This is a genomic window from Nonomuraea sp. NPDC050643 (assembly GCF_040654715.1).
GTDB lineage: Bacteria > Actinomycetota > Actinomycetes > Streptosporangiales > Streptosporangiaceae > Nonomuraea.
In genome coordinates this window covers 18,746-38,352 of the sequence record NZ_JBFAIM010000098.1, presented here as the reverse complement: position 1 = coordinate 38,352, position 19,607 = coordinate 18,746, and the positions used below count along the sequence as shown (strand labels likewise).

Genomic DNA, 19,607 nt, shown 5'->3' with positions numbered 1-19,607 from the left:
CGCTTACCGGCGGCGGGCGTGCCAGTTGAGGTAGGCGACGGAGCTCAGGTAGGAGCCGTACTGCGGCTCGACGGCACGGGCGTCGTAGATCGAGCGTGAGTGGGTGAACACCGCGTCGTCCCACTGCGCGACCGCCATCCAGCGGGGGGCCTGGAGGTACTGCCCGGGGGTGGTGGTGCTGCCCGTGCCGTCGACGCGCAGGTAGGCGGTCGGGTGGCCGTCGGCGCCGGTCGGGGCGATCAGGTTCCTGCTGTACGTGCGCGCGAACCTGGCCATGTCCCGGCCGGTGAAGGCCAGCTTGGCGCGGAAGGCGGCGGCGGCGAACTCGGCGTCGATCGCGCCGTGGCTGAGATCCTCGACGGTGCGGACCGGGTTGCTGGACGGGGTGTACTCCGAGACGCCGTCGGCCTTGGCGAAGCCGGCGTACGTCCTGCCGAACGCGGGCCAGTACGACCACACGTAGGCGTCGTCGGCGTCCACCGTGAGCTCGCGGGCGAACATGCGGGCCATCCGCCGGGTCCGGTCGCGGTAGAACGGGTCGCCCGTGGCCGCCGCCAGCTCGGCGTAGGTCTGGCCGAGCGCCAGGCTCTGGTTGGTGGGCTGCTCGGTGCCGTCGTAGCCGAGCGGGGTGCCCTTGTTCCAGACGAAGTATCCGTACCCGTCGTCGGTCTGGCGCCACTCGTCGTCGTGCGCGGCCGCCGCGTCCCGCGCCGCCTTCAGGTACTCGACCGCCTTGCGCCGGTATTTCGCCACGGCCAGCAGCCGGGGGTCACGCAGCACGATCTTGGCGAACGTCGCCATCGGGTAGGTGATCATCCCGGTGTGCACGGTGAAGACGACCGGCTGCGAGACGAACGGGGTCGCTCCCAGGACGGGCACCGCGTTGCCGGACGGCGACGGCCGCAGGTCCTTGGCCGTCACCCGCGTCGGCGTCGGGAAGGCGTCGAGGATCCGGCGCACCGCGTAGTCGGCCGCCGACGGGTCCAGCGACAGGTCGGGGAACGTGGCGACCAGGTTGGTCCGGTTGTTCCTGACCTCCAGGGTGAAGCGGTCCGCCGAGCCGCCCGCCGTGACGGTGGCGACCGCGTCGTTGGCGTAGGTGAGCGAGCTGCGCACCTCCAGCAGCGGCGTCCCGCTCGCGTCCTTCAGCGTGACGGTCCCGACGGTGTACGGCGCCATCGCCCGCCAGGCCGGCAGCGAGCGGCCACGGTAGTCGCGCACCCCGCGCACCGAGTCGCGGCCGGCCAGCACCAGGTCGATGTTGGTGATCAGCCGGTCCAGGTAGTGGGTGTCCCGGTAGGCCTCGTACATGCGGATGAAGCCGGCCAGGACGTACGACTGCCCCCAGGCCAGCCCGCCGGCCTCGTTGGTGTCGCCCGGCTGCCCGGCGCCGCCGCTCGCGTGGAACGTCCGGTCGAACAGGTCGAACGTCTCGCGTGCGGTGTAGTCGAGGCCGGCCGTGGCGCGGGCGGTGCCGGTGAGGGGCGCCAGGAGGCCCATGGCCAGGGCGCCGGTGGTGAACTGCCTGCGGGACAGATGCATGGAACGAACCTTCCGAGAGGGGGGTGGAACGCGGTGTCAGCCTTTGACCGCACCGCGCATGCCTTCCAGGACATGGCGTTGCATGAGCATGAAGAAGACGATGACCGGCAGGATCGAGATCACCGTGCCGGCGGCCAGGCTGCGGACGTCGGTGCCGGTGATGCCCGCCAGGTAGGCGATGCCCAGCGCGATGGGGTAGAGCGAGGAGTCCTTGAGCACGACCATCGGCCAGATGAAGCTGTTCCAGACCGAGATGAAGCCGAAGACGCCGAGGACGGCCAGGGTGGGCCGGGCGGCGGGCAGCATGATGTGCCAGAAGATGCGCAGCTCGTGGCAGCCGTCCGTCCTGGCGGCGTCGACCACCTCGCGCGGCACCCCGGCGAAGGTCTGGCGGAGCAGGAAGATCCCGAACGCCGAGAGCACGCCGGGCAGGATCAGGCCCAGATAGCTGTCGGCCATCCCGATCTGGGAGACCACCAGGAACCTGGGCAGCAGCATGACCTCGCCGGGCATGAACATCGTGGCGAGGATCGCGAAGAAGATCAGGCTCCGGCCCCGGAAGCGCATCTGGGCGAGGGGGTAGGCGCACAGCGCCGAGACCAGGATGTACAGCGGCACCGTCACGCCCACCAGGAGCACCGAGTTGAGCAGGTAGCGCAGGAACGGGATCGCCGTCCACGCCTCCTCGGCCCAGGTGAGCACCGGCGGCCGGGGGATGATGTCGGGCGGGAAGGAGAAGACGGCCTGGCCGGCCGGTTTGAGCGCGGCCGACAGCAGGATCAGGAAGGGGCCGACGAACATCAGGGCGATCGCGACGAGCAGCACGTACATGCCCGCGCGCCGCGCGTAGAAGCCGAGCCTGTGGGTCAACGCTCCGCCTGCTTTCCGCCGGTGAGCCGATAGTTGAGCAGGGCCATGACGATGAGCAGCACCCACAGGACGAGGCCGACGGCGCTGGCGTAGCCCATGTCGTACTTCTCGAACGCCTCGGACCAGATGTAGTAGCCGAGCATGAGCGTGGCGTCCTGCGGGCCGCCCTTGGTCATGACGAACACCGTGGTGAACGCCTGCATGGCGTCGAGCATGGCCATCGTGATCGCGACCGCGATGTAGGGCGTCATCAGCGGCACTGTGATGCTCCACATCCGCCGCCAGGCGCCGGCCCCGTCGACGCGCGCGGCCTCGTACAGGTTGGCGGGGATCGTCTGGAGGCCGGCGAGGTAGATCATCATGTAGACGCCCATGCTCTTCCAGCCCTCCACGAGGATCAGCGCGGGCAGGGCCCAGCCGGGGTCGAGGAGATACTGGACGGGCTCGTCGAGCAGGCCGAAGCCGGTGAGCAGCCAGTTGAGGACGCCCTGCTGGTGGAAGACGTAGTTCCAGGCCACCGCCACCGCGACCATCGAGGTCACGACGGGCAGGTAGTAGAGCATCCGGAACGTCCTGATCCCCGGCAGTTTCTGGTTGACCAGCGCGGCCAGCGGCAGCGGCAGCACGACCAGCAGCGGGAACAGTCCGAGCAGGAACAGCAGCGAGTTGCGCAGCGCCGTCCAGAACCGGGCGTCGTCGAGGATCCTGGCGAAGTTGTCCAGGCCGGCGAAGACGGGCGGGCTCACGCCGTCGTAGTCGGTGAAGGAGAGCTGGAGCGCGGTGATCGCCGGCCAGGCGAAGAAGACGCCGAACAGCACGAGGGCCGGGATCGGAAAGAGGTACGGCGTGTACCAGCGCTGTCCCGGGATCCGACTGATGGCCATCGGCATCACATCCCTCAGAACCTAATTGTGCTGGCCGAAGTTCCTATAAAAACTGGCCAGAATGTGGACGGAGCCTATAAACGGCGTACGAAAGTCGTCAAGGTCCACGTCACCAGAGACTTGACGGTAGACGCGGCGGACTGCCAAGGTGCCGAAAGAGGCATTAAGGACGGCCATAAGAGCCTGGAGGTCTGCGGTGATGAGAAGAGGCGCCTTAAGGTCAGGAGCGCTAGCCCTGGCGCTCCTGACGTCCGGCTGTGTCGCCGGCACGTCGGGCGGCACCGCGGGAACGGCCGACGACCAGCCGTTCGAAGGCGAGGTCGAGTTCTGGACGATCAACCTGAAGAAGAACTACGGCGCCTACATCGACGGCCTGATCGCCCAGTACCAGAAGGACCACCCCAAGGTCACCGTGAAGTGGGTGGACGTGCCCGGCCAGGACATGGCCACCAAGCTGCTCGCCGCGGTGGCCGGCGGCGACGTGCCCGACGCGGTCAACCTGGCCTCCAGCGACCTGGGCAGGTTCGTCCCCTCGCTGGCCCCGCTCGACACCCTGATCAAACCCGCCGACCTGGCCGACTTCCAGCCCAACCTGGTCGAGCCGCTGCGCGTGGACGGCAAGCTCTACGCCATCCCCTGGTACAACGGCGGCACCCCGGTGGGCATCTACCGCAGGTCCGTCGTCACCAAGGCCGGCTTCGACGAGAAGGCCCCGCCGAAGACGTTCGACGAGGCGCTGGCCCTGGCCGGCAAGGTCTACGAGAAGACCAAGGTCTACGGCACCAACGACATCCCCGGCATCAACGCCGCCTCCGTCCTGCGCTACTACGGCATCGACCTGCTGTCGGCGGACAAGAAGAAGGCCGCGTTCAACACCCCGGAGACGGCCGAGCTGCTCGGCCGCTTCAAGAAGAGCTACGACGAGCACGCCATCGCGCCCGGCGCGGTCTCCAAGGACGTGCGCAACTTCCCGCAGAGCCTGGACAACGGCCAGCTCGCCCTGTCCGCGAGCACCTTCGCCGCCACGCTGCTCAACATCCAGAAGAACGCGCCCGAGATCTACGACGACCTCGTCGTCACCGAGCCGGTGCGGACCGAGACCGGTGGCTACCTGCTGCTCGCCCAGCAGACCTTCGCCATCCCCAAGTCCTCGCAGCACCAGCGGGCCGCGGCCGAGTTCGTCAAGTTCTTCGCCAACGGCGCCAACCAGCTCGCCTTCTGCAAGCTGGTGCCCATCTACCCCTCGACGATCTCCTCGACCAAGGACCCCTTCTTCGCCGGCACCGGCGGCGACGACCCGATGGACGTGGCCCGCCGCGTCATCGTCCAGGGGCTGCCGAAACTGGAGTACACCCCGCTCGGCACCCAGAAGGACATGGAGCTGTCGGAGTCCCTGGCCGAGGAGCTGAGGGCCTTCCTCCAGGGCTCCAAGTCCGCCGAAGAAGCACTCCAAGCCGCCGAGAAGCAATGGAATGACGCACTTGCCTAAGCTCAGAATCGGGATCATCGGGGCCGGGATCATGGGTCGCGGCCACGCCGAGGTCCTGGCCGCCCACCCGCACGCCGAGATCACCGCGGTCGCCCGCCGGCCCCTGGAACACGCCCCGGAGGCGGTCGTCCACCCCGGCTACCGGGAACTGCTCGCCTCCGGCACGGTGGACGCCGTGTCGATCACCACGCCCGACCACCTGCACGCCGACGTGATGGTGGCCGCCGCCGAGGCCGGCGTGCACATCCTGGTCGAGAAGCCGTTCACCACGACGGTCGAGGACGCCGACCGCTCCGTCGCCGCGATCCGGCAGGCGGGCGTGAGCGCGATGTGCCTGTTCAACCACCGCTGGGTGCCCGCGTACGCGCAGGCCAAGGAGCAGATGCCGCTCATCGGCGAGCCCGTCGTCGGCTACGCCCGCAAGGACGACACCATCCACGTGCCCACCGAGATGATCGGCTGGGCCGACCGCACCACCTGCGCGTGGTTCCTGTCCAGCCACGACATCGACCTCGTCACCTGGCTGTACGACGACCACGTGGTGGAGGTCTTCGCCACCGCCCGCCACGGCAAACTGCGCGGCCTCGGCATCGACACCCCCGACGCCATGCAGATCCAGGCCAGGTTCTCCCGGGGCGCGGTGGCCACGTTCGAGTCGGCCTGGATCTACCCCAGCACCTTCCCGACCATGGTGGACAGCTACGTCACCGTGGCCGGGGAGTCCGGGGTCATCCAGCTCGACCGGCAGAAGGAGAACATCCAGCTCGCCACCGAGCAGGCCTACTCCTACCCCAGGAACATGCTCCAGCGGGTGGTCCACGGGGTGCCCGCGGGCGCCTACCGCGACGCCATCCACCATTTCGTCGACTGCGTCCGTACCGGTGCGGAGCCTCTCGTCAGCGTGGAGAGCTCGCGGCACGTCACCGCCGTGCTCGCCGCCGCGCACGAGTCCGCCCGCACGGGGCTGCCGGTGAAGCCCGCATGAGCGACGACATCACGTACGTCGAGAAGCCGCCGCACGTCGACCGCGACCGGATGCGGCACATCAGCGACGAGGCGCTGCTGGGCGCGCTGGGCGCGCCGGACGTGGCCGAGGCCAGGCGCCGGCGGCGGCCCCGGCCGGTGCCCGCCGCGCTCCCCGCCGCCGGGGCGGACGAGCTGCTCGGCGCCGAGGTCGACTTCCTCGACAAGGGCCACGGCCGCTCCCGCCTGTACGGCTTCCACTACCTGCGCTGGATGAGCCCGCTGGTCACGGCCTACGCCGAGACCGGCGACCCGCGCTACGCCGCCGAGTGGGACCGCCTGTTCCGCCAGTGGTACGACGGCCGCGACCAGGTCCGGGGCGACTGGCCGGGCCTCGACGTGGTCTGGTACTCCCTCGGTGTGCGGGCCCGCGCCATGTACGTCACCGAGGCCCTGGCCGTTTTCGGCGACGAGCCCGCGCTGAGCGACGGGTGCTGGCTGCGGATGATGAAGACCGTCCTCGGCGGCGCCCGGTGGGCGGCCGAGGAGCACGACGCGTTCAGGTACGGCAACTGGCAGTTCGCCACCGCCTGCGAACTGCTGCACACCGCCCGGATCTTCGCCGACCTGCCCGAGTCGGCCGGATGGGCCGCCGTCGCGACGGCCCGCGTCCTGGAACACCTGGAGCACGACGTACGGGCCGACGGCGGACACCACGAACGCTCGCCCGGCTACCACGGCATGTGCCTCGAAGGTCTCGGCCGGGCCGCGGCCGTCGAACCCGGCCTCGACGCGCACCCGCGCTACCAGGCCATGCGCCGCTGGCTGGCGGTCCTCGCGACCCCCGCGGGCTGGGTGCCGCACCTCCAGGACAGCGGTGTCGTCTGGCTCGACGGCGACCTGCCCGCCGACGGCTCGCACAACCTGGCCGCCAGCGGCTACGCGACCTTCCGGCACGACCACTTCCACACGGTGGTCAACTACGGCCCCTACGTCGGCCACGAACTGGAGCCGCACAGCCACCACGCCGCGCTCGACTTCGTGCTGTCCGGCTGGGGCGTGCCGCTGGCCTGGGAGGGGGGCGGCCCGCCGTCCTACGACGACCCCGGCTACTACGACTGGTACCAGGCGACCAGGGCGCACAACACCTTGCTGGTGCCCGGCGAGGAGTACACCGAGGACCGCCGCGCGGCCTGCGACCTGTTCTCGGTCTCGCCGGAGGCCGACGTCTTCGCCGGGCACCACCACGGCTACGGCGCCCGCCACGACCGCGAGATCCGGTTCGTCAAGGGGCCGTCGCCGTACTGGGTGATCACCGACCGGATCGACGCGGAGGCGATCTGGCAGATCCACGGCCTCTCGCCGTGGACCGAGCGGGACGGGGGATACGCGGGCAGCCGCGGCCCGGGCCTCCTCGTCGTCCCCCTCGACCCACCCGACGAGGTCCTGTACGGGAGCGGCCCCGCCAGGATCCCCGACCCGCTGACGCGCACCGCCGAGTACGGCGAGATCCACTCGCTGGGCCTGCGCCGCCGCGACGGCCGTTTCACCGTGGGGGTCTTCCCCTACCGCGACGAGCCGCCCTCGGTCCCCGACGGATGGACGGTCCATGCTCATCGACGCTGACGCCATGCTCGGCCGCCACCCCCGCAGGGACGCCGGGCCGGGCACGGTCGCGCGGGCCCTGGCCGACATGGACCGCTTCGGCATCGCCGAGGCCGTGGTCGGTCACACCCTGTCCTGGCTGCACGACCCCGCGACGGGCAACAGGGAACTGCTCGGCCTGGTCGCGGCGGAGCCCAGGCTGCACCCCTGCTGGGTGCTGCTCCCCGACACCTGCGGGGAGATGGGCGGCCCCGCCCGGTTCGTGGCCGCCGCCCTCGACGGGGGCGTCCGGGCCGTCCGCGCCTACCCCGCCGACCACGGCTACGACCTGGCGGGCAGGGACGCGGCGCCGATGCTCGCCGCGATCGCCGAGGCCGGGCTGCCGCTGCTCGTGGACGCGCCGCAGATCGCCTGGCCCGCCGTGGAGGCGGTCGCCGACGCGCACCCGGGCCTGCCGATCGTCGTCGGCTCGCTCGGCTACCGCCTGCTCAGGCAGGCCGCCGGCGTACTGTCGCGCACCGGCAACGTGCACCTCGGGCTGGCCAACCTGTCCTCGCACCGGGGGCTCGAATGGCTCGCCGAGCGGTACGGCGCCCACCGCCTCGTCTTCGGCACCGGAGCCCCGCTGCGCGACCCGGCCGAGGCCGTCACCCGGCTGCTCTGGGCCGAGCTGGACGACGACGCCGTGGCCGCCATCGGCTCCGGCACCCTGCTGGGCCTGCTCAAGGCGGAGGCCGCGTGAACCCGCTCGTGTCCGCGCTGCGGGAGCGGCGCCCCCAGACCGGCGTCCGGATCGTCGACGCGCACGCGCACGCCGGCCCGTACAGCCTGTTCTTCATCCCCGACGCGGGACCGGAGGCGATGGTCAGGGTCATGGACCGGTGCGGCGTGTCGCACGCCGTCATCTCCAGCCACCTGGCGATCCAGCTCGACGCCGCCGCCGGCAACGCCGCCACCGCCGCGGCGGTCGACCTCGCGCCCGGCCGCTTCACCGGCTACCTGACCGTCAACCCCTGGCAGGATCCGGTGGGGGAGCTGGACAGGTGGGGCGACGACGAGCGCTTCGGCGGCATCAAGCTCCACCCCGACCTGCACGACTACCCGCTCACCGGCCCGCGCTACGCCCCGGTGTGGGACTTCGCCCAGCGCACCGGCTGCCCCGTGCTCACCCACACCTACGACGGCTCGCCGTACAACGACCTGCCCATGGTGGACCACGTGGCGGCGGACCACCCGGACGTGGTGATCCTCGCGGGACACGCGGGCGCCACGCCGCTCGGCTTCGAGGCCGCGATCGAGGTCGCGCTGCGGCGGCCCGGGGTGATACTGGAGGTCTGCGGGTCGTTCAACACCGGCGCCGACATCTCCAGAATGGTGCGGGAGGTGGGCCCGGACCGGGTGGTCTACGGGTCCGACTTCCCGTTCATCGATCTTCGGATGTCGCTCGGCCGGGTAATCTTCAGTGATCTGGCCGAGGAGGACCGGGCGGCGGTGCTCGGGGGAACGATGACCCGCCTGCTTCGATGGCGTTCGGGACTGGGGTGATCAAGAACATGGATCGGTTGCGTCCCGAGACACGGTCCAGGGTCGGGATCGGGGTGGTCGGCCCGCACGACCTCGTCGAGCAGATCGTGATGGTCGGCGCCGACCTGCCCGCCGCCGCCGACTGGCGGCTCGTGGGCGCCCCGCACGCCGGGGAACACGAGACGTACGAGAAGTTCGCGCGCATCGCCGACAGCATCGACGTCGTCCTGTTCACCGGCCCGCTCCAGCACGACCTCGCCCGGCAGGCGGGCGAGCTGCCCGTCCCCGCCACGCACGTCCCGATGAGCGGGGCCGGCCTCTACGCCAGCCTCCTGCGCGGCGTGCTCACCCAGGGCGTCGACCCGGCCAGGGTGAGCATCGACTCGCTGCCCGCCGCCGACGTCGACGAGGCCTACGGCGAGATCGGGGTGAGCACCGAGGGCGTCCACCTGTCGGAGTACGACAGGCCCGAGTCGGTCCGCGGCTTCATCGGCTTCCACGAGCAGCTCTACCGGCAGGGCGCCACCACCGCGGCGCTGACCACGATAAGGAGCGTCGCCAAGGCGCTGGCCGCCGCCGGGGTGCCCGCCCTGCGGATGATGCCCACCTCCCACACACTGCGCCTGGCCCTCAACACCGCCGCCCTGCTCGGCACCGGCAGCAGGCTCGAGGAGGCGCAGATCGCCATCGTCGTGGTCAAACTCGCCGCCTCCGCGCGGCCCGGCTACTCGGGGCCCGGCAACTACTGGCAGCAGGAACTCAAGCTCAAGCTCCACCAGGCGCTGCTGGCCGACGCCCGGCTCATGGGGGCGACCGTGGCCCCCCGCGACGAGAACAGCTACGTCGTCACCGCCACCCTCGGCGCGCTCGGCCAGGCCACCGACGGGCTGCGGGCGGCGCCGTTCATGGACCGGATCCGCTCCGACATCGGCGTCGAGGTCGAGGTCGGCATCGGCCTCGGCGGCACCGCCCGGGACGCCGACGCCAACGCCCAGGTCGCGGTGGACAAGGCGCGCAACGCGGGCGCGGCGGCGGCCTTCCTGGTGGGCGTCGACGGCGCCGTGCTGTCACTGCCGGTCCGCCGGCGCAGGCGCGCCGAGGCCGAGCCCGCCGTCGCCACCAAGGCCGCCAAGCTGCTGGAGCAGCTCATCGAGAAGCTCGACGACGGGCCGGACGCGATGGTGGTGGACGCCGAGATCGTCGCCGACGTGCTGGCCATCGCGCCGCGCAGCGCCCGCCGGGTGCTGCAGAGCCTGGTGGAGGAGGGGCTGGCCTGGCCCATCCCTCCCGTCAAGGGCGCCCAGGCGGGCCGACCGCGCCAGCCGTACCGGCTCGTCCGGGCCTGACCGATCCCTCCCCCCAGCCACTCCCAGGACCCCCAGGCACTCCCACAGGCACTTCCTGGGCGCCCCCGGCCGCCGCACGCGGCCACCAGGGCGTCGTTGCGCGTCGCCGCCCGGGGCGTGGGCCGCTCCCTCGGCACCCGCGCCTGGCGGCTTGGGCGGTGCGGGCCGACGAGGTGATCGCGATCACCGGATACCCGCGGTCGTCGGGTGCCCGCGCTCGCCTGGCGGGCCTTTTCGACGATCGCCGCGTCGCCGCCGAGTTCGGGACGATCACGAACACGTCGGCGGACCGGCTGCGGGCCAGTTTCCGGATGCGCTCGGCCGGCCCGGGTTCCCGCTCGATCCTCGGGCCGAGGATGGCGCGGGTCCGCCGGGTGAGCGGGCCGCTGCGGGCGCGACGGTCGGATCCCCGGGCGGCCGTCAGCCGTCATCGACGTTCATGCCCAGGGCGATCGCCCCCGTGCCCGCTCCTAGTGCCCGCCCCCGTGCCCGCTCCTCGTGTCCGCCCTCGTGTCAGCCGCCGTGCCCGCCCCCTGGACTGCGCTCGGCTCGCTCGTGGACGGGTCCGCGTGCGATGTGGCCATGTCCGTGGTGTTCAGCACCCGCAGGGCCGTTCCGGGCGGCCGGGTGGCCGGCTCTTCTGGGTCGTCGAGGGTGGTGGTCGCCGGGTTCTTGTGGTGCTCCTTCAGGAGCCGGAGCGGAGTCCGGCTCGGCGGTATTCGGTCGGGGAGCAGCCGACGTGCCGTCTGAACGCGCCGCGCAGGGCCTTCGCGCTCAGGTAGCCGGTGCGGGCGGCGATCACCTCGACGGGCAGCGGCGAGGTGGCCAGCAGCCGGCGCGCGTGCTGCAGCCGCAGGCCGGTGAGGTGGCGCAGGAACGTGGTGCGGCGCTCCTCGGCGAACAGGTGTGAGATGTAGAACGGGCTCGCGCTCACCGCCTCCGCCACGGTAGCCAGGCGCAGCCCCGGATCGGTGTAGTGCTCGGCCAGGTACTTCTCGGCCAGCGTGAGCACGTCACGGCGCGGAGGCGGCGGCATCAGCCGGCCGAGCGTCCCGCGCAGCCAGATGTGCAGGTAGGAGCGCTCGTGGATGTCGCCGACCGAGACGATGTCCTCGATCGGCAGCCGGGCGCACGCCTCCACCCAGTCGGTCGAGCCGTCGGTCAGCCTGGACCGGTTGGCCACGTCCACCACGAACAGCAACTGCCCGATGAGCCAGTTGCGCAGCGTCCGCGGGTCCACGTCCGGCTCGCGGGCGCACCGGTCCACCCACCCCGCCAGGAGCCCGGCCGCGCCGTTGCGGTCGCCGGCTCGTACCCGCCTGGAGAGCTCCTGCTCGATGCGGACGGGAGGCGCGAGCGCCACCCGCGCGGGCGGCGGCGGGGCGATCACCCGGTCGCCGCCGAGCACGAGCTTGTAGTCGTTGGCCATTGTGGCGTCCCGCTCGGCCGCCCCGGGGCCGCCCAGGCTCGGTGAGCCGAGGCTGACGGTGGCGGTCCAGGCCGTCTCGCGCACCATGTGCGCGCGTACCTCCTCCGCCAGCGTGGCGGCGTCGCTCATCAGGGCGTCGGGGTCGGCTCCGGTCATCAGCACGAGCCACTCCTCCGGCGGACGCGGGCGGCAGGTGGCCCCGGGGAGGCCGCGGGTGGCCGCCCGTACCACCTGGTCGGCGTGCTGGAGTTGGCGGCGCGCCCATGACCTTCCCCGAGCCTGCTCGGACGCCAAGTAGTCGTCGATGTCCACCAGGGCAGCCACAGCGTAGTCCATGCCTCTACTTTAGGCCGGCCGAAATTTGACCGTATTTACCAGCGTGCCGACTCCCGCCACCGTCGCCCTCATGGTGTCGCCGTCCTTGAGCGGGGCGATGCCGGCCACGGTTCCGGTCGCGATCAGGTCTCCGGGCATGAGCGTCATCCCGTCGGAGAGGTCCTCGATCAGCCGGGGGAGGCCGAAGACCATCTGCTTGGTGTTCGCCTGCTGCCTGACCTCGCCGTCGACCTCCAGGACCAGGTCGAGCGACTGCGGATCCGGCACCTCGTCCACCGTGGCGAGGAACGGACCGGCCGGGGCGAAGGTGTCGAACCCCTTCGACTGGTCCCACGGGACGTTCCTGCCGATGTTGACGAGCTGCAGGTCCCGGGCCGTCATGTCGTTGATCACGGTGTAGCCGGCCACGGCCTCGCGCCAGCGTTCGGCGGGCAGGTCCCTGGTGACCTTGCCGATGACGACCGCCAGCTCCACCTCGTGCTCCAGGTGCCGGGTGCGGGCCGGCGCCACCACCGGGCGGTTGTGGCCGGTGAGCGCGGACGGCGGCTTGAAGAACAGCACCGGCTCGGGCGGCACCTCCATGCCGCTCTCCTCCGCGTGCGCCCGGTAGTTGAGGGCCAGACAGCAGATCTTCGTACAGGTGGCCACCGGCGGCTCGAAGAGCACCGCGCTCTGGTCCAGCACGGGCCCCGCCGACCGCGCGGCCACCAGTTCGGTGAGCCGGTCGAGCCCGTAGGTGTGCAGGGCGGCCACCGGGTCGTCGCCGAGGTCGGCCAGGCTCAGCAGGCCACCGTCCGCGTGCAGGGCCACCAGCTCGACGGGGGCGGAGGGGTCTCGCCGAATACGTCCAAGGAACATGGCCGTAACCCCATCAAGGGCCCGCGACCACCACAAGCACCGAAATTTGCGCTGACAACCCGCTTCTTGTCCTCTTTCTTGTGGCCAGGCGAGGTCTGACCGTTTGATGGTCGGCATGACCCGGACTCTGGACGTCAGCCGCGACCTGTTCACCACCGCCCAGCGTTACATCGCTGGCGGCGTCTCCAGCGACGCCCGCCGCATGGCGGGCGTCCCGCTCTACGTGGACCGGGCGGCGGGCGCGCGGCTCTGGGACGCCGACGGCAACACCTACCTCGACTACGTGCTCGGCCAGGGGCCGGCGCTGCTCGGCCACTGCCCGCCCGCGGTGGTCGAGGCGGTCACCGCTCAGGTGGCCCGCGGCATCGTCTACTCCGCGCAGCACGCGGCGGAGGCCCGCGTGGCCGAACGGCTCTGCGCCATGGTGCCCTCGGCCGAGCGCGTCCGGTTCAACACGGTGGGCTCGGAGGCGGTGCACGCCGCCTGGCGGCTGGCCCGCGGCTTCACCGGACGGCCCAAGATCCTCAAGTTCGAGGGGCACTACCACGGATGGCTGGACCCCGTCCTCTACAGCGTGCACCCGCCCCTGGAGGCCGCCGGGCCCGCCGACCGTCCCGCTGCCGTACCCGGCACGGCCGGCCAGCCGGAGGCCGCCGACCTGGTGGTCTGCCCGTGGAACGACCTCGGCGCCCTGTCCCGGCTGATGGACGAGCACGCGGGGCAGATCGCCGCCGTGGTCACCGAGCCGGTGCTCTGCAACACCGGCGCCATCGAGCCCGACCCCGGCTACCTCCAGGGCGTGCGCGAGCTCTGCGACAACCACGGCAGCCTGCTCATCTTCGACGAGATCATCACCGGTTTCCGGCTCGCCCCCGGTGGCGCCCAGGAGTACCTCGGCGTCTCCCCGGACCTCTCGGTGTTCGGCAAGGCGATGGCGGGCGGGATGCAGGTGTCGGCGCTCGCCGGCCGCGCCTTCGTGATGGACGCCATCTCCTCCGGCAAGGTCGCGCACGCCGGCACGTTCAACTCCCAGCCCATCGGCATCGCCGCCGCCGAGGCCACCCTGCGCATCCTCGACGAGCAGCGGGACGAGGTGTACGGCACCCTGTACGCCCGGGGCCGGCAACTGATGCGCGGCCTGGCGGAGGCGGCGGCCAAGGCGGGGGTGCCGCTGCTGGTCGACGGGCCGGGGCCGGTCTTCCAGATCTACTTCACCGAGGCGTCCACCGTGCGCAACTACCGTGACTTCGCGGCGACGGACCGGGCCATGATGGGCCGCCTGCACGCCGCGCTGCTCGACCAGGGGGTCAACATGGTGCCGCGCGGCCTGTGGTTCCTGTCGACCGCGCACACCGAGGCGGACGTCACCGCCACCGTCGAGGCGTTCTCGGCGGCGCTGACCTCTCTGTGACCGGCGCGCCACGGCGTGCGCCGTGGCGTGCATGGTGGCGTGCATGGCGGCGTGCATGGCGGCGTCGCGCACGCCGCCGGCGTCAGGCGTGCGTGCCGGCGTTGTCGGCCCGCGCCGGGAGGAGCAGGGCGGTGACGACCACGGCCACGGACAGCACCGCGCCGATGATGAAGGCCAGCCGCATGCCGTCGAGGGCGGCGACCGTCTCGGCGACACCCGCGGACTCCAGGGCGTCGGCGCGCGCGCTCATCACGGTGATCACGAGCGCGGTGCCGAAGGCCGCGGCGACCTGCTGCAGCGTGCTCAGGATCGAGCTGCCGTGGGAGTAGAGCCGCGGTGGGACCGCCCCGAGCCCGAGGGTGAACACCGGGGTGAAGGTCGCGGCCAGGCTCACCATCAGCAGCGCGTGCAGAGCGAGGATCTGCCAGTAGGGCATGGTCATCGAGACCTGGGTGAAGCCGGCGAGCGCGAGCATGATCCCGATCGCGCCCGGGATGACCAGCACCCGGCCGCCGAACCTGTCGAACAGGCGGCCGACCGTCGGACCCAGCAGGCCCATCGCGAGCCCGCCCGGCATCACGAGGAGCCCGGTCTCCAGGGCGTTGAGCCCGCGGACGCTCTGCAGGTAGAGCGGCAGCAGGATCATCGAGCCGAGCATCGCCATGAAGGAGACCGACATCAGGATCAGCGCGACCGTGTAGGTGCGGTGGCGCAGGGTGCGCAGGTCGAGCAGCGGCACGCCGCGCCTCTGCAACGAGAGCTGGCGGAGCACGAAGACGACGATGGCGACCAGCCCGGCCGCCACGATCGCGGCGGCCACGCGGACGTCGCCGCCCTCGAACCGGCTGAGCCCGTAGACCAGACCGCCGAAGCCGGCCGCGGCGGCCGCCACGCTGAACCAGTCGATGCTGCTGATCTGGGGCGTGCCGATGTTCTCGAGCCGCTTCAGGCCGCTCCACGTGATCACGGCGGCGATGGGAAGCACCACGGCGAACAGCAGGCGCCAGGACCCGAACTGGAGGATCACTCCCGAGACCGCCGGGCCCATCGCGGGCGCGACCGAGATGGCCAGGGTGACGTTGCCCATCACCCGGCCCCGGTCCTCCTCGGGCACGACCTGCATCAGCGTGGTCATCAGCAGCGGCATCATGACGGCCGTGCCGGACGCCTGGATGATGCGGGCGCCCAGCAGCACCTCGAACGTCGGCGCGACGATGGCCAGCGCCGTGCCGAGCAGGAACAGGCCCATCGCGGTGGTGTAGGCGCCGCGGGTGGACACCCGCTGCAGGAACCACCCCGTGATCGGGATGACCGCGGCCATGGTCAGCATGAACGCGGTCGAGAGCCACTGCGCGGTCTGCTCACTGATGCTCAACGCGCTCATCAACCGCGGGATGGCGTTGATCATGATCGTCTCGTTGAGGATGACCACGAACGTGGCGAGCACCAGCAGTCGGATCACGGCCGGTGTGCGGCCTGAAGCGGTGGCCGCCGGCTTGGCGGGTGAGTCGAGCTGGGGGCTGGTCACGGTACCTCGATCGGGGTTGTCGGACGAAACACGGACAAGGCCGGCGTCCCGGTCTTCGGTCTCACACGAAGTTGTGGTCATGCACAGACTGACCGGCGCCACCGACAAAACTCATCGCCCGCCCACAACATTCCGGGAAGTGACACGAAAAATCACCCCGTTTTCCCCGGCAGGCGAACACCCCACCGCCGCCCAGGCACGATGACCGAGGGGCCAGGATGCTTTCAGGCGGTGGTGCGGGGCGGCGGCACAAGGTGGGCGCACAGGATGGCGGCGCGGGCGGTGCAGGGTGGCGCAGAGCGGCGCGGGCGGTGCAGGGTGGCGCAGGGTGGCGCAGGGTGGCGCAGAGCGGCGCGGGCGGTGCAGGGTGGCGCAGAGCGGCGCGGGCGGTGCAGGGTGGCGGCGCGGGGCCGGGCTACTCGAAGAGGGACGGGTCTCCCGTGCCTCGGCGGAGAATCTCGGGCTCACCCTGTGAGAGGTCGACGACGGTCGTCGACGTGGCGCCGCACTCGCCGGAGTCGATGACGGCGTCCACCACGTGGTCGAGCCGCTCCTTGATCTCCCAGCCCTGCGTCATGGGTTCGGTCTCGTCGGGCAGCAGCAGCGTGCTCGACAGCAGCGGCTCGCCCAGCTCGACCAGCAGCGCCTGGGTGACGACGTGATCGGGGATCCGGACGCCGACCGTCTTCTTCCGGGGGTGCAGCAACCGCCGGGGCACCTCCTTGGTCGCGGGCAGGATGAACGTGTAACCGCCCGGAGTCGCCGCCTTGACCAGGCGGAACAGCGCATTGCTCACATGAACGAATTGGCCGAACTGGGCGAAGTCCCTGCAGACCAGGGTGAAGTGATGGTCGCTGCCCAGACTGCGGATCTCCCTGATCCGGTCGATGCCCTCCTTGTTGCCCAACCGGCACCCCAGGGCGTAGCACGAGTCCGTCGGGTACGCGATCAGCCCGTCCCCGTGCAGAAGCCCGACGACCTGGCTGATCAGGCGAGGCTGGGGGTTGTCCGGATGCACATCGAAATACTTGGCCACACCTTGGATCTTAGAAGCGGGCCCGGCATCGCCGGCACGCGCCCCAGGGAGCCGCACCCGCGCGAGCCGCCGGCCGTGGCGTCACAGGGTATTCGTAGCGCATCCGCCCGTCCTCACATGTCGCGCGGAATACGGGTGAAGGGCGCGATTTCCCGGATACAGGCCACGCCCACCACGTCACCGGAGTCGCCGTGCGGTTCCTAGGGCGGCGGATCCCAGGACGGCCCCGGTCCCAGTCACCCTCAAGGCCGAGCCAAGCCGATGACAAGACCGGCTGTCTACGTTTCTCCGCTGGGGCCCGCGACTCCAGCATTCAAGGGGGACGAACAACGTGTCGTTACGAACGAAGATCGCGAGCATCATCGTGGCGGCGGTGACGGTCACCGTCGTCGCCGCTCCGGCCGTCGGGGCGCAGAGCCCGGGGCCGGTCAAGGGGACGCCGGCCGCTCGGTCCGGCCCGGCGCCGTACCTGACGCCGGACCTGCGGGAGGTCGTGCGACGGCAGGCGCCGCTGGTCGCGGCCGCCGACGGGATCAGGACGGCGGTGGAGGACGGCGGCGGCCCGCCCGCCGGGTACGCGGGCATCGAGCTGACCGGCGACCGGGTGGTCGTGTGGTGGAAGGACGAGGTTCCCGGCCCCGTCCAGGCCGCGATCCGCCGGGCGCGGCAGGGCGTCACGGTGGAGGTGCGGCCCGCCGCGTACTCGCAGCGCGAGCTGTCGCGGGCCGCGGACCGGCTCTGGGCCGCCTCGGGCGCCGGCAACGGCGGCCGGGTGCACGCCGTGAAGCTGTCCCTCGACGGGAGCGGGCTCACCGCGTCCGTCAAGGAGCGGGACGCCGCCGTCGCCCGGCGCGCGCTGCCGGAGGTGGGCGTGCCGATCAAGGTGACCGCGCAGGAGCCGATGAGGCTCACGACCTCCCGATGCGACGACGACGCCCCCTGGTACGGGGGAGTGGCGATCCGCAACAGCGGCTTCGACGGCGGCGGCTCCTGCGGCGGCGACGGCAACCTGCGCAAGCACTGCACCGCCGCCTTCGCCGTACGCCTCAACCTGGTCCGTCACCTGCTGACCGCGGGCCACTGCGGCGCGCCCGGCGACGAGTTCACGGACGCCGCGGGCCAGAGCATCGGCATCGCCGAGGCCGAGCACGTCCGGCACGACCTGCTGCTCATCAGGGTCACCGGCGTCGTCTCGGTGGGCGATGCCACGGGCTGGATCTGGGACGGCGCACCCGGGGTGAGCGACTTCGTCAAGCCGGTGGCCGGCTGGGTCTGGCCCCACAAGGGACAGTCGCTGTGCGTCTCCGGCGCGACGAGCGGGGCCACGTGCGGGCACGTGGTGGACGGCAAGTACAGCAAGATCTGCGGCGAGGACATCTACGGGGCCCGCGAGTGCTACGACGACCTGATCTCCGCCAAGCGGCCGAACGGCAGCACGAGCGGCGGTGACAGCGGCGGGCCGGTGTTCGACCTGACCGGCGACTTCACCATGGTGCGGGCGGTGGGCTCGCACACGGGCACCATCGCGTCGGGCGGCAGCGAGTGGACGATCTTCCAGGACTTCGGCACGGCCACCCGCGACTTCCCCGGGCTCGAGCCGTACCTCGGCTTCGAGGGGGATCCCGCGTAACCGAGGGCGGCACGCGCGGGGCCGGCCGGCGTGGCATCTCACGTGCCACGCCGACCGGCCCATCGTCCTGTTTGTCCGATAGATGCTTGACATCCGCAGATCCGACAAGTTAGCGTCCTCGAAACCTGGAATTAACGTTCACGTGAACGTTCATCAAGCCCAGGGACTTTCGATGGGAAGGACGCCTTGAGCGTGGAGACCACCCATGTCCCGGCCGACGATCTCCGCCGCGCACTGATCGCGGCGGATCCGAGGCTTTCCAAGTTCAACCCCCTGCCCCGCATTCTCGCTTTCGACGAGTTCAACACCGGAACGCACGGCTGGTGCGAACTCATCGGAAATCACGACGGCCACGGAGATCTCGACACGGTCGACGTCCACATGCGCGACTTCCGGCCGCCGCAGCTCAGCTCGTGCGATTTCTTCGACATCGGCACGCACGCCGCCATGAGCGGGAATTACGCGCTCAAGGTCGCCACCCGCCCGGTCACCGGGCACACCGCGGTCGCCATCCGCCGCCTGACCATGGCCCAGCGCGGCGTGGTGCAGTTCGAGACGTACTTCACCTACAAGAGCGAGGCGGCCACCGCCGAGTCGTCGCTCGGCAACAGCTTCGGCGACATCGAGTGGGACGGCAACCTGCACCCGTCGGAGGCCCAGTTCGGCGCGTTCACCGTGGCCACGGACCTGTGCGACGGCGAGGGCATCCGCTATCACTGCGTCGCCCGCTACCAGAACACCGACCTGGACAACCGGTTCACCAGGCGCTGGATCTACCCGGTCGTGCCCGAGCCCACGCCCAAGGAGAACCTGCACAACCAGGAGAACCTGTCGCCGGTCGAGGACTTCACCGCGCCGGACCCGGCGGACTGGCGCGCGCTGGACGAGGAGCCGCAGTTCCTCTGCTACAACGAGGTCCCGACCAAGGTCAATTGGCATTACCTGCGCTGGCAGTTCGACACCAGGACGCGCACGAATATCGAACTCCAGGTCAATGACCGGGTGATGGACATGCGCCAGGTCCCGGTGCCGCAGTACGCCGACAAATATGACGGCCTGGAGAACCTGCTCAATTTCTATGTGAGTGTGCGCACCCATTCTCCGGTGCGCAACTTCCTCTTCCTTGATTCCGCACTGATTTCCGTGGATTGGTGAG

At 71.1% G+C, this 19,607-nt stretch carries 16 protein-coding genes; 9 read left to right on the top strand and 7 right to left on the bottom strand.

The features are described from left to right. Window positions 1-3 precede the first annotated feature (3 nt). Genes AB0I15_RS61665 through AB0I15_RS61655 form a run of 3 tightly spaced genes read right to left on the bottom strand, consistent with a single transcriptional unit; the run spans window position 4 to window position 3,296 of the window. On the bottom strand, window positions 4-1,542 hold the full coding sequence (locus tag AB0I15_RS61665; RefSeq protein ID WP_358118778.1) for a hypothetical protein: 1,539 nt from the start codon (window positions 1,540-1,542) through the stop codon (window positions 4-6). A gap of 36 nt (window positions 1,543-1,578) precedes the next feature. Then, entirely contained in the window at window positions 1,579-2,412 is an 834-nt protein-coding gene (locus AB0I15_RS61660) for a carbohydrate ABC transporter permease (protein ID WP_358118776.1), read from the bottom strand. After that, window positions 2,409-3,296 (bottom strand): sugar ABC transporter permease, encoded by an 888-nt coding sequence (locus tag AB0I15_RS61655; RefSeq protein WP_358118774.1) that lies wholly within the window; start codon window positions 3,294-3,296, stop codon window positions 2,409-2,411. The genes AB0I15_RS61660 and AB0I15_RS61655 overlap by 4 nt, the downstream gene beginning before the upstream one ends. 199 nt (window positions 3,297-3,495) lie before the next feature. Here AB0I15_RS61655 and AB0I15_RS61650 point away from each other — a divergent pair, with 199 nt between their 5' ends. The 6 genes from AB0I15_RS61650 to AB0I15_RS61625 are packed head-to-tail and all read left to right on the top strand — an operon-like array spanning window position 3,496 to window position 10,223. Continuing rightward, a complete protein-coding gene (locus tag AB0I15_RS61650) occupies window positions 3,496-4,785 on the top strand; it encodes a sugar ABC transporter substrate-binding protein (protein ID WP_358118772.1) in 1,290 nt (429 codons plus the stop codon). Next, a complete protein-coding gene (locus tag AB0I15_RS61645; RefSeq protein WP_358118770.1) occupies window positions 4,769-5,770 on the top strand; it encodes a Gfo/Idh/MocA family oxidoreductase in 1,002 nt (333 codons plus the stop codon). Before AB0I15_RS61650 ends, AB0I15_RS61645 begins: the two co-directional genes overlap by 17 nt. Then, a complete protein-coding gene (locus AB0I15_RS61640; protein ID WP_358118768.1) occupies window positions 5,767-7,374 on the top strand; it encodes a heparinase II/III family protein in 1,608 nt (535 codons plus the stop codon). Before AB0I15_RS61645 ends, AB0I15_RS61640 begins: the two co-directional genes overlap by 4 nt. Beyond that, on the top strand, window positions 7,358-8,095 hold the full coding sequence (locus AB0I15_RS61635) for an amidohydrolase family protein (RefSeq protein WP_358118767.1): 738 nt from the start codon (window positions 7,358-7,360) through the stop codon (window positions 8,093-8,095). Before AB0I15_RS61640 ends, AB0I15_RS61635 begins: the two co-directional genes overlap by 17 nt. Then, window positions 8,092-8,898: an amidohydrolase family protein gene (locus AB0I15_RS61630; RefSeq protein ID WP_358118766.1), complete on the top strand. Its 807-nt coding sequence runs from the start codon at window positions 8,092-8,094 to the stop codon at window positions 8,896-8,898. The genes AB0I15_RS61635 and AB0I15_RS61630 overlap by 4 nt, the downstream gene beginning before the upstream one ends. Further along, window positions 8,877-10,223, top strand: coding sequence for a transcriptional regulator (locus AB0I15_RS61625; RefSeq protein ID WP_358118764.1), 1,347 nt, complete (start codon window positions 8,877-8,879; stop codon window positions 10,221-10,223). Before AB0I15_RS61630 ends, AB0I15_RS61625 begins: the two co-directional genes overlap by 22 nt. Before the next feature lie 685 nt (window positions 10,224-10,908). Here AB0I15_RS61625 and AB0I15_RS61620 read toward each other — a convergent pair. Both AB0I15_RS61620 and AB0I15_RS61615 read right to left on the bottom strand, forming a co-directional pair. Further along, entirely contained in the window at window positions 10,909-11,988 is a 1,080-nt protein-coding gene (locus AB0I15_RS61620; protein ID WP_358118762.1) for an AraC family transcriptional regulator, read from the bottom strand. Between the two features lie 9 nt (window positions 11,989-11,997). Beyond that, window positions 11,998-12,846 (bottom strand): fumarylacetoacetate hydrolase family protein, encoded by an 849-nt coding sequence (locus AB0I15_RS61615; RefSeq protein ID WP_358118760.1) that lies wholly within the window; start codon window positions 12,844-12,846, stop codon window positions 11,998-12,000. A gap of 115 nt (window positions 12,847-12,961) precedes the next feature. Between AB0I15_RS61615 and AB0I15_RS61610 the strand changes: the two genes are divergently transcribed. Further along, window positions 12,962-14,257 carry a glutamate-1-semialdehyde 2,1-aminomutase gene (locus AB0I15_RS61610; RefSeq protein WP_358118758.1) on the top strand — a complete coding sequence of 432 codons (1,296 nt, stop codon included), beginning with the start codon at window positions 12,962-12,964 and terminating at the stop codon, window positions 14,255-14,257. Between the two features lie 82 nt (window positions 14,258-14,339). On the opposite strand, the gene AB0I15_RS61605 is transcribed toward AB0I15_RS61610, so the two are convergent. Further along, a complete protein-coding gene (locus AB0I15_RS61605; protein WP_358118757.1) occupies window positions 14,340-15,785 on the bottom strand; it encodes an MDR family MFS transporter in 1,446 nt (481 codons plus the stop codon). Window positions 15,786-16,200: 415 nt separating this feature from the next. Beyond that, entirely contained in the window at window positions 16,201-16,821 is a 621-nt protein-coding gene (locus AB0I15_RS61600) for an L-threonylcarbamoyladenylate synthase (protein WP_358118755.1), read from the bottom strand. Between the two features lie 331 nt (window positions 16,822-17,152). Between AB0I15_RS61600 and AB0I15_RS61595 the strand changes: the two genes are divergently transcribed. Together AB0I15_RS61595 and AB0I15_RS61590 are read left to right on the top strand one after the other, a co-directional pair. Continuing rightward, the gene (locus tag AB0I15_RS61595; RefSeq protein ID WP_358118754.1) at window positions 17,153-18,451 is read left to right on the top strand and encodes a trypsin-like serine protease; all 1,299 of its coding nucleotides are present in this window, start codon (window positions 17,153-17,155) and stop codon (window positions 18,449-18,451) included. 192 nt (window positions 18,452-18,643) lie between these two features. After that, complete coding sequence (locus tag AB0I15_RS61590; RefSeq protein WP_358118752.1) at window positions 18,644-19,606, top strand: DUF6772 family protein; 963 nt, start codon at window positions 18,644-18,646, stop codon at window positions 19,604-19,606. The last annotated feature ends 1 nt before the right edge of the window (window position 19,607 follow it).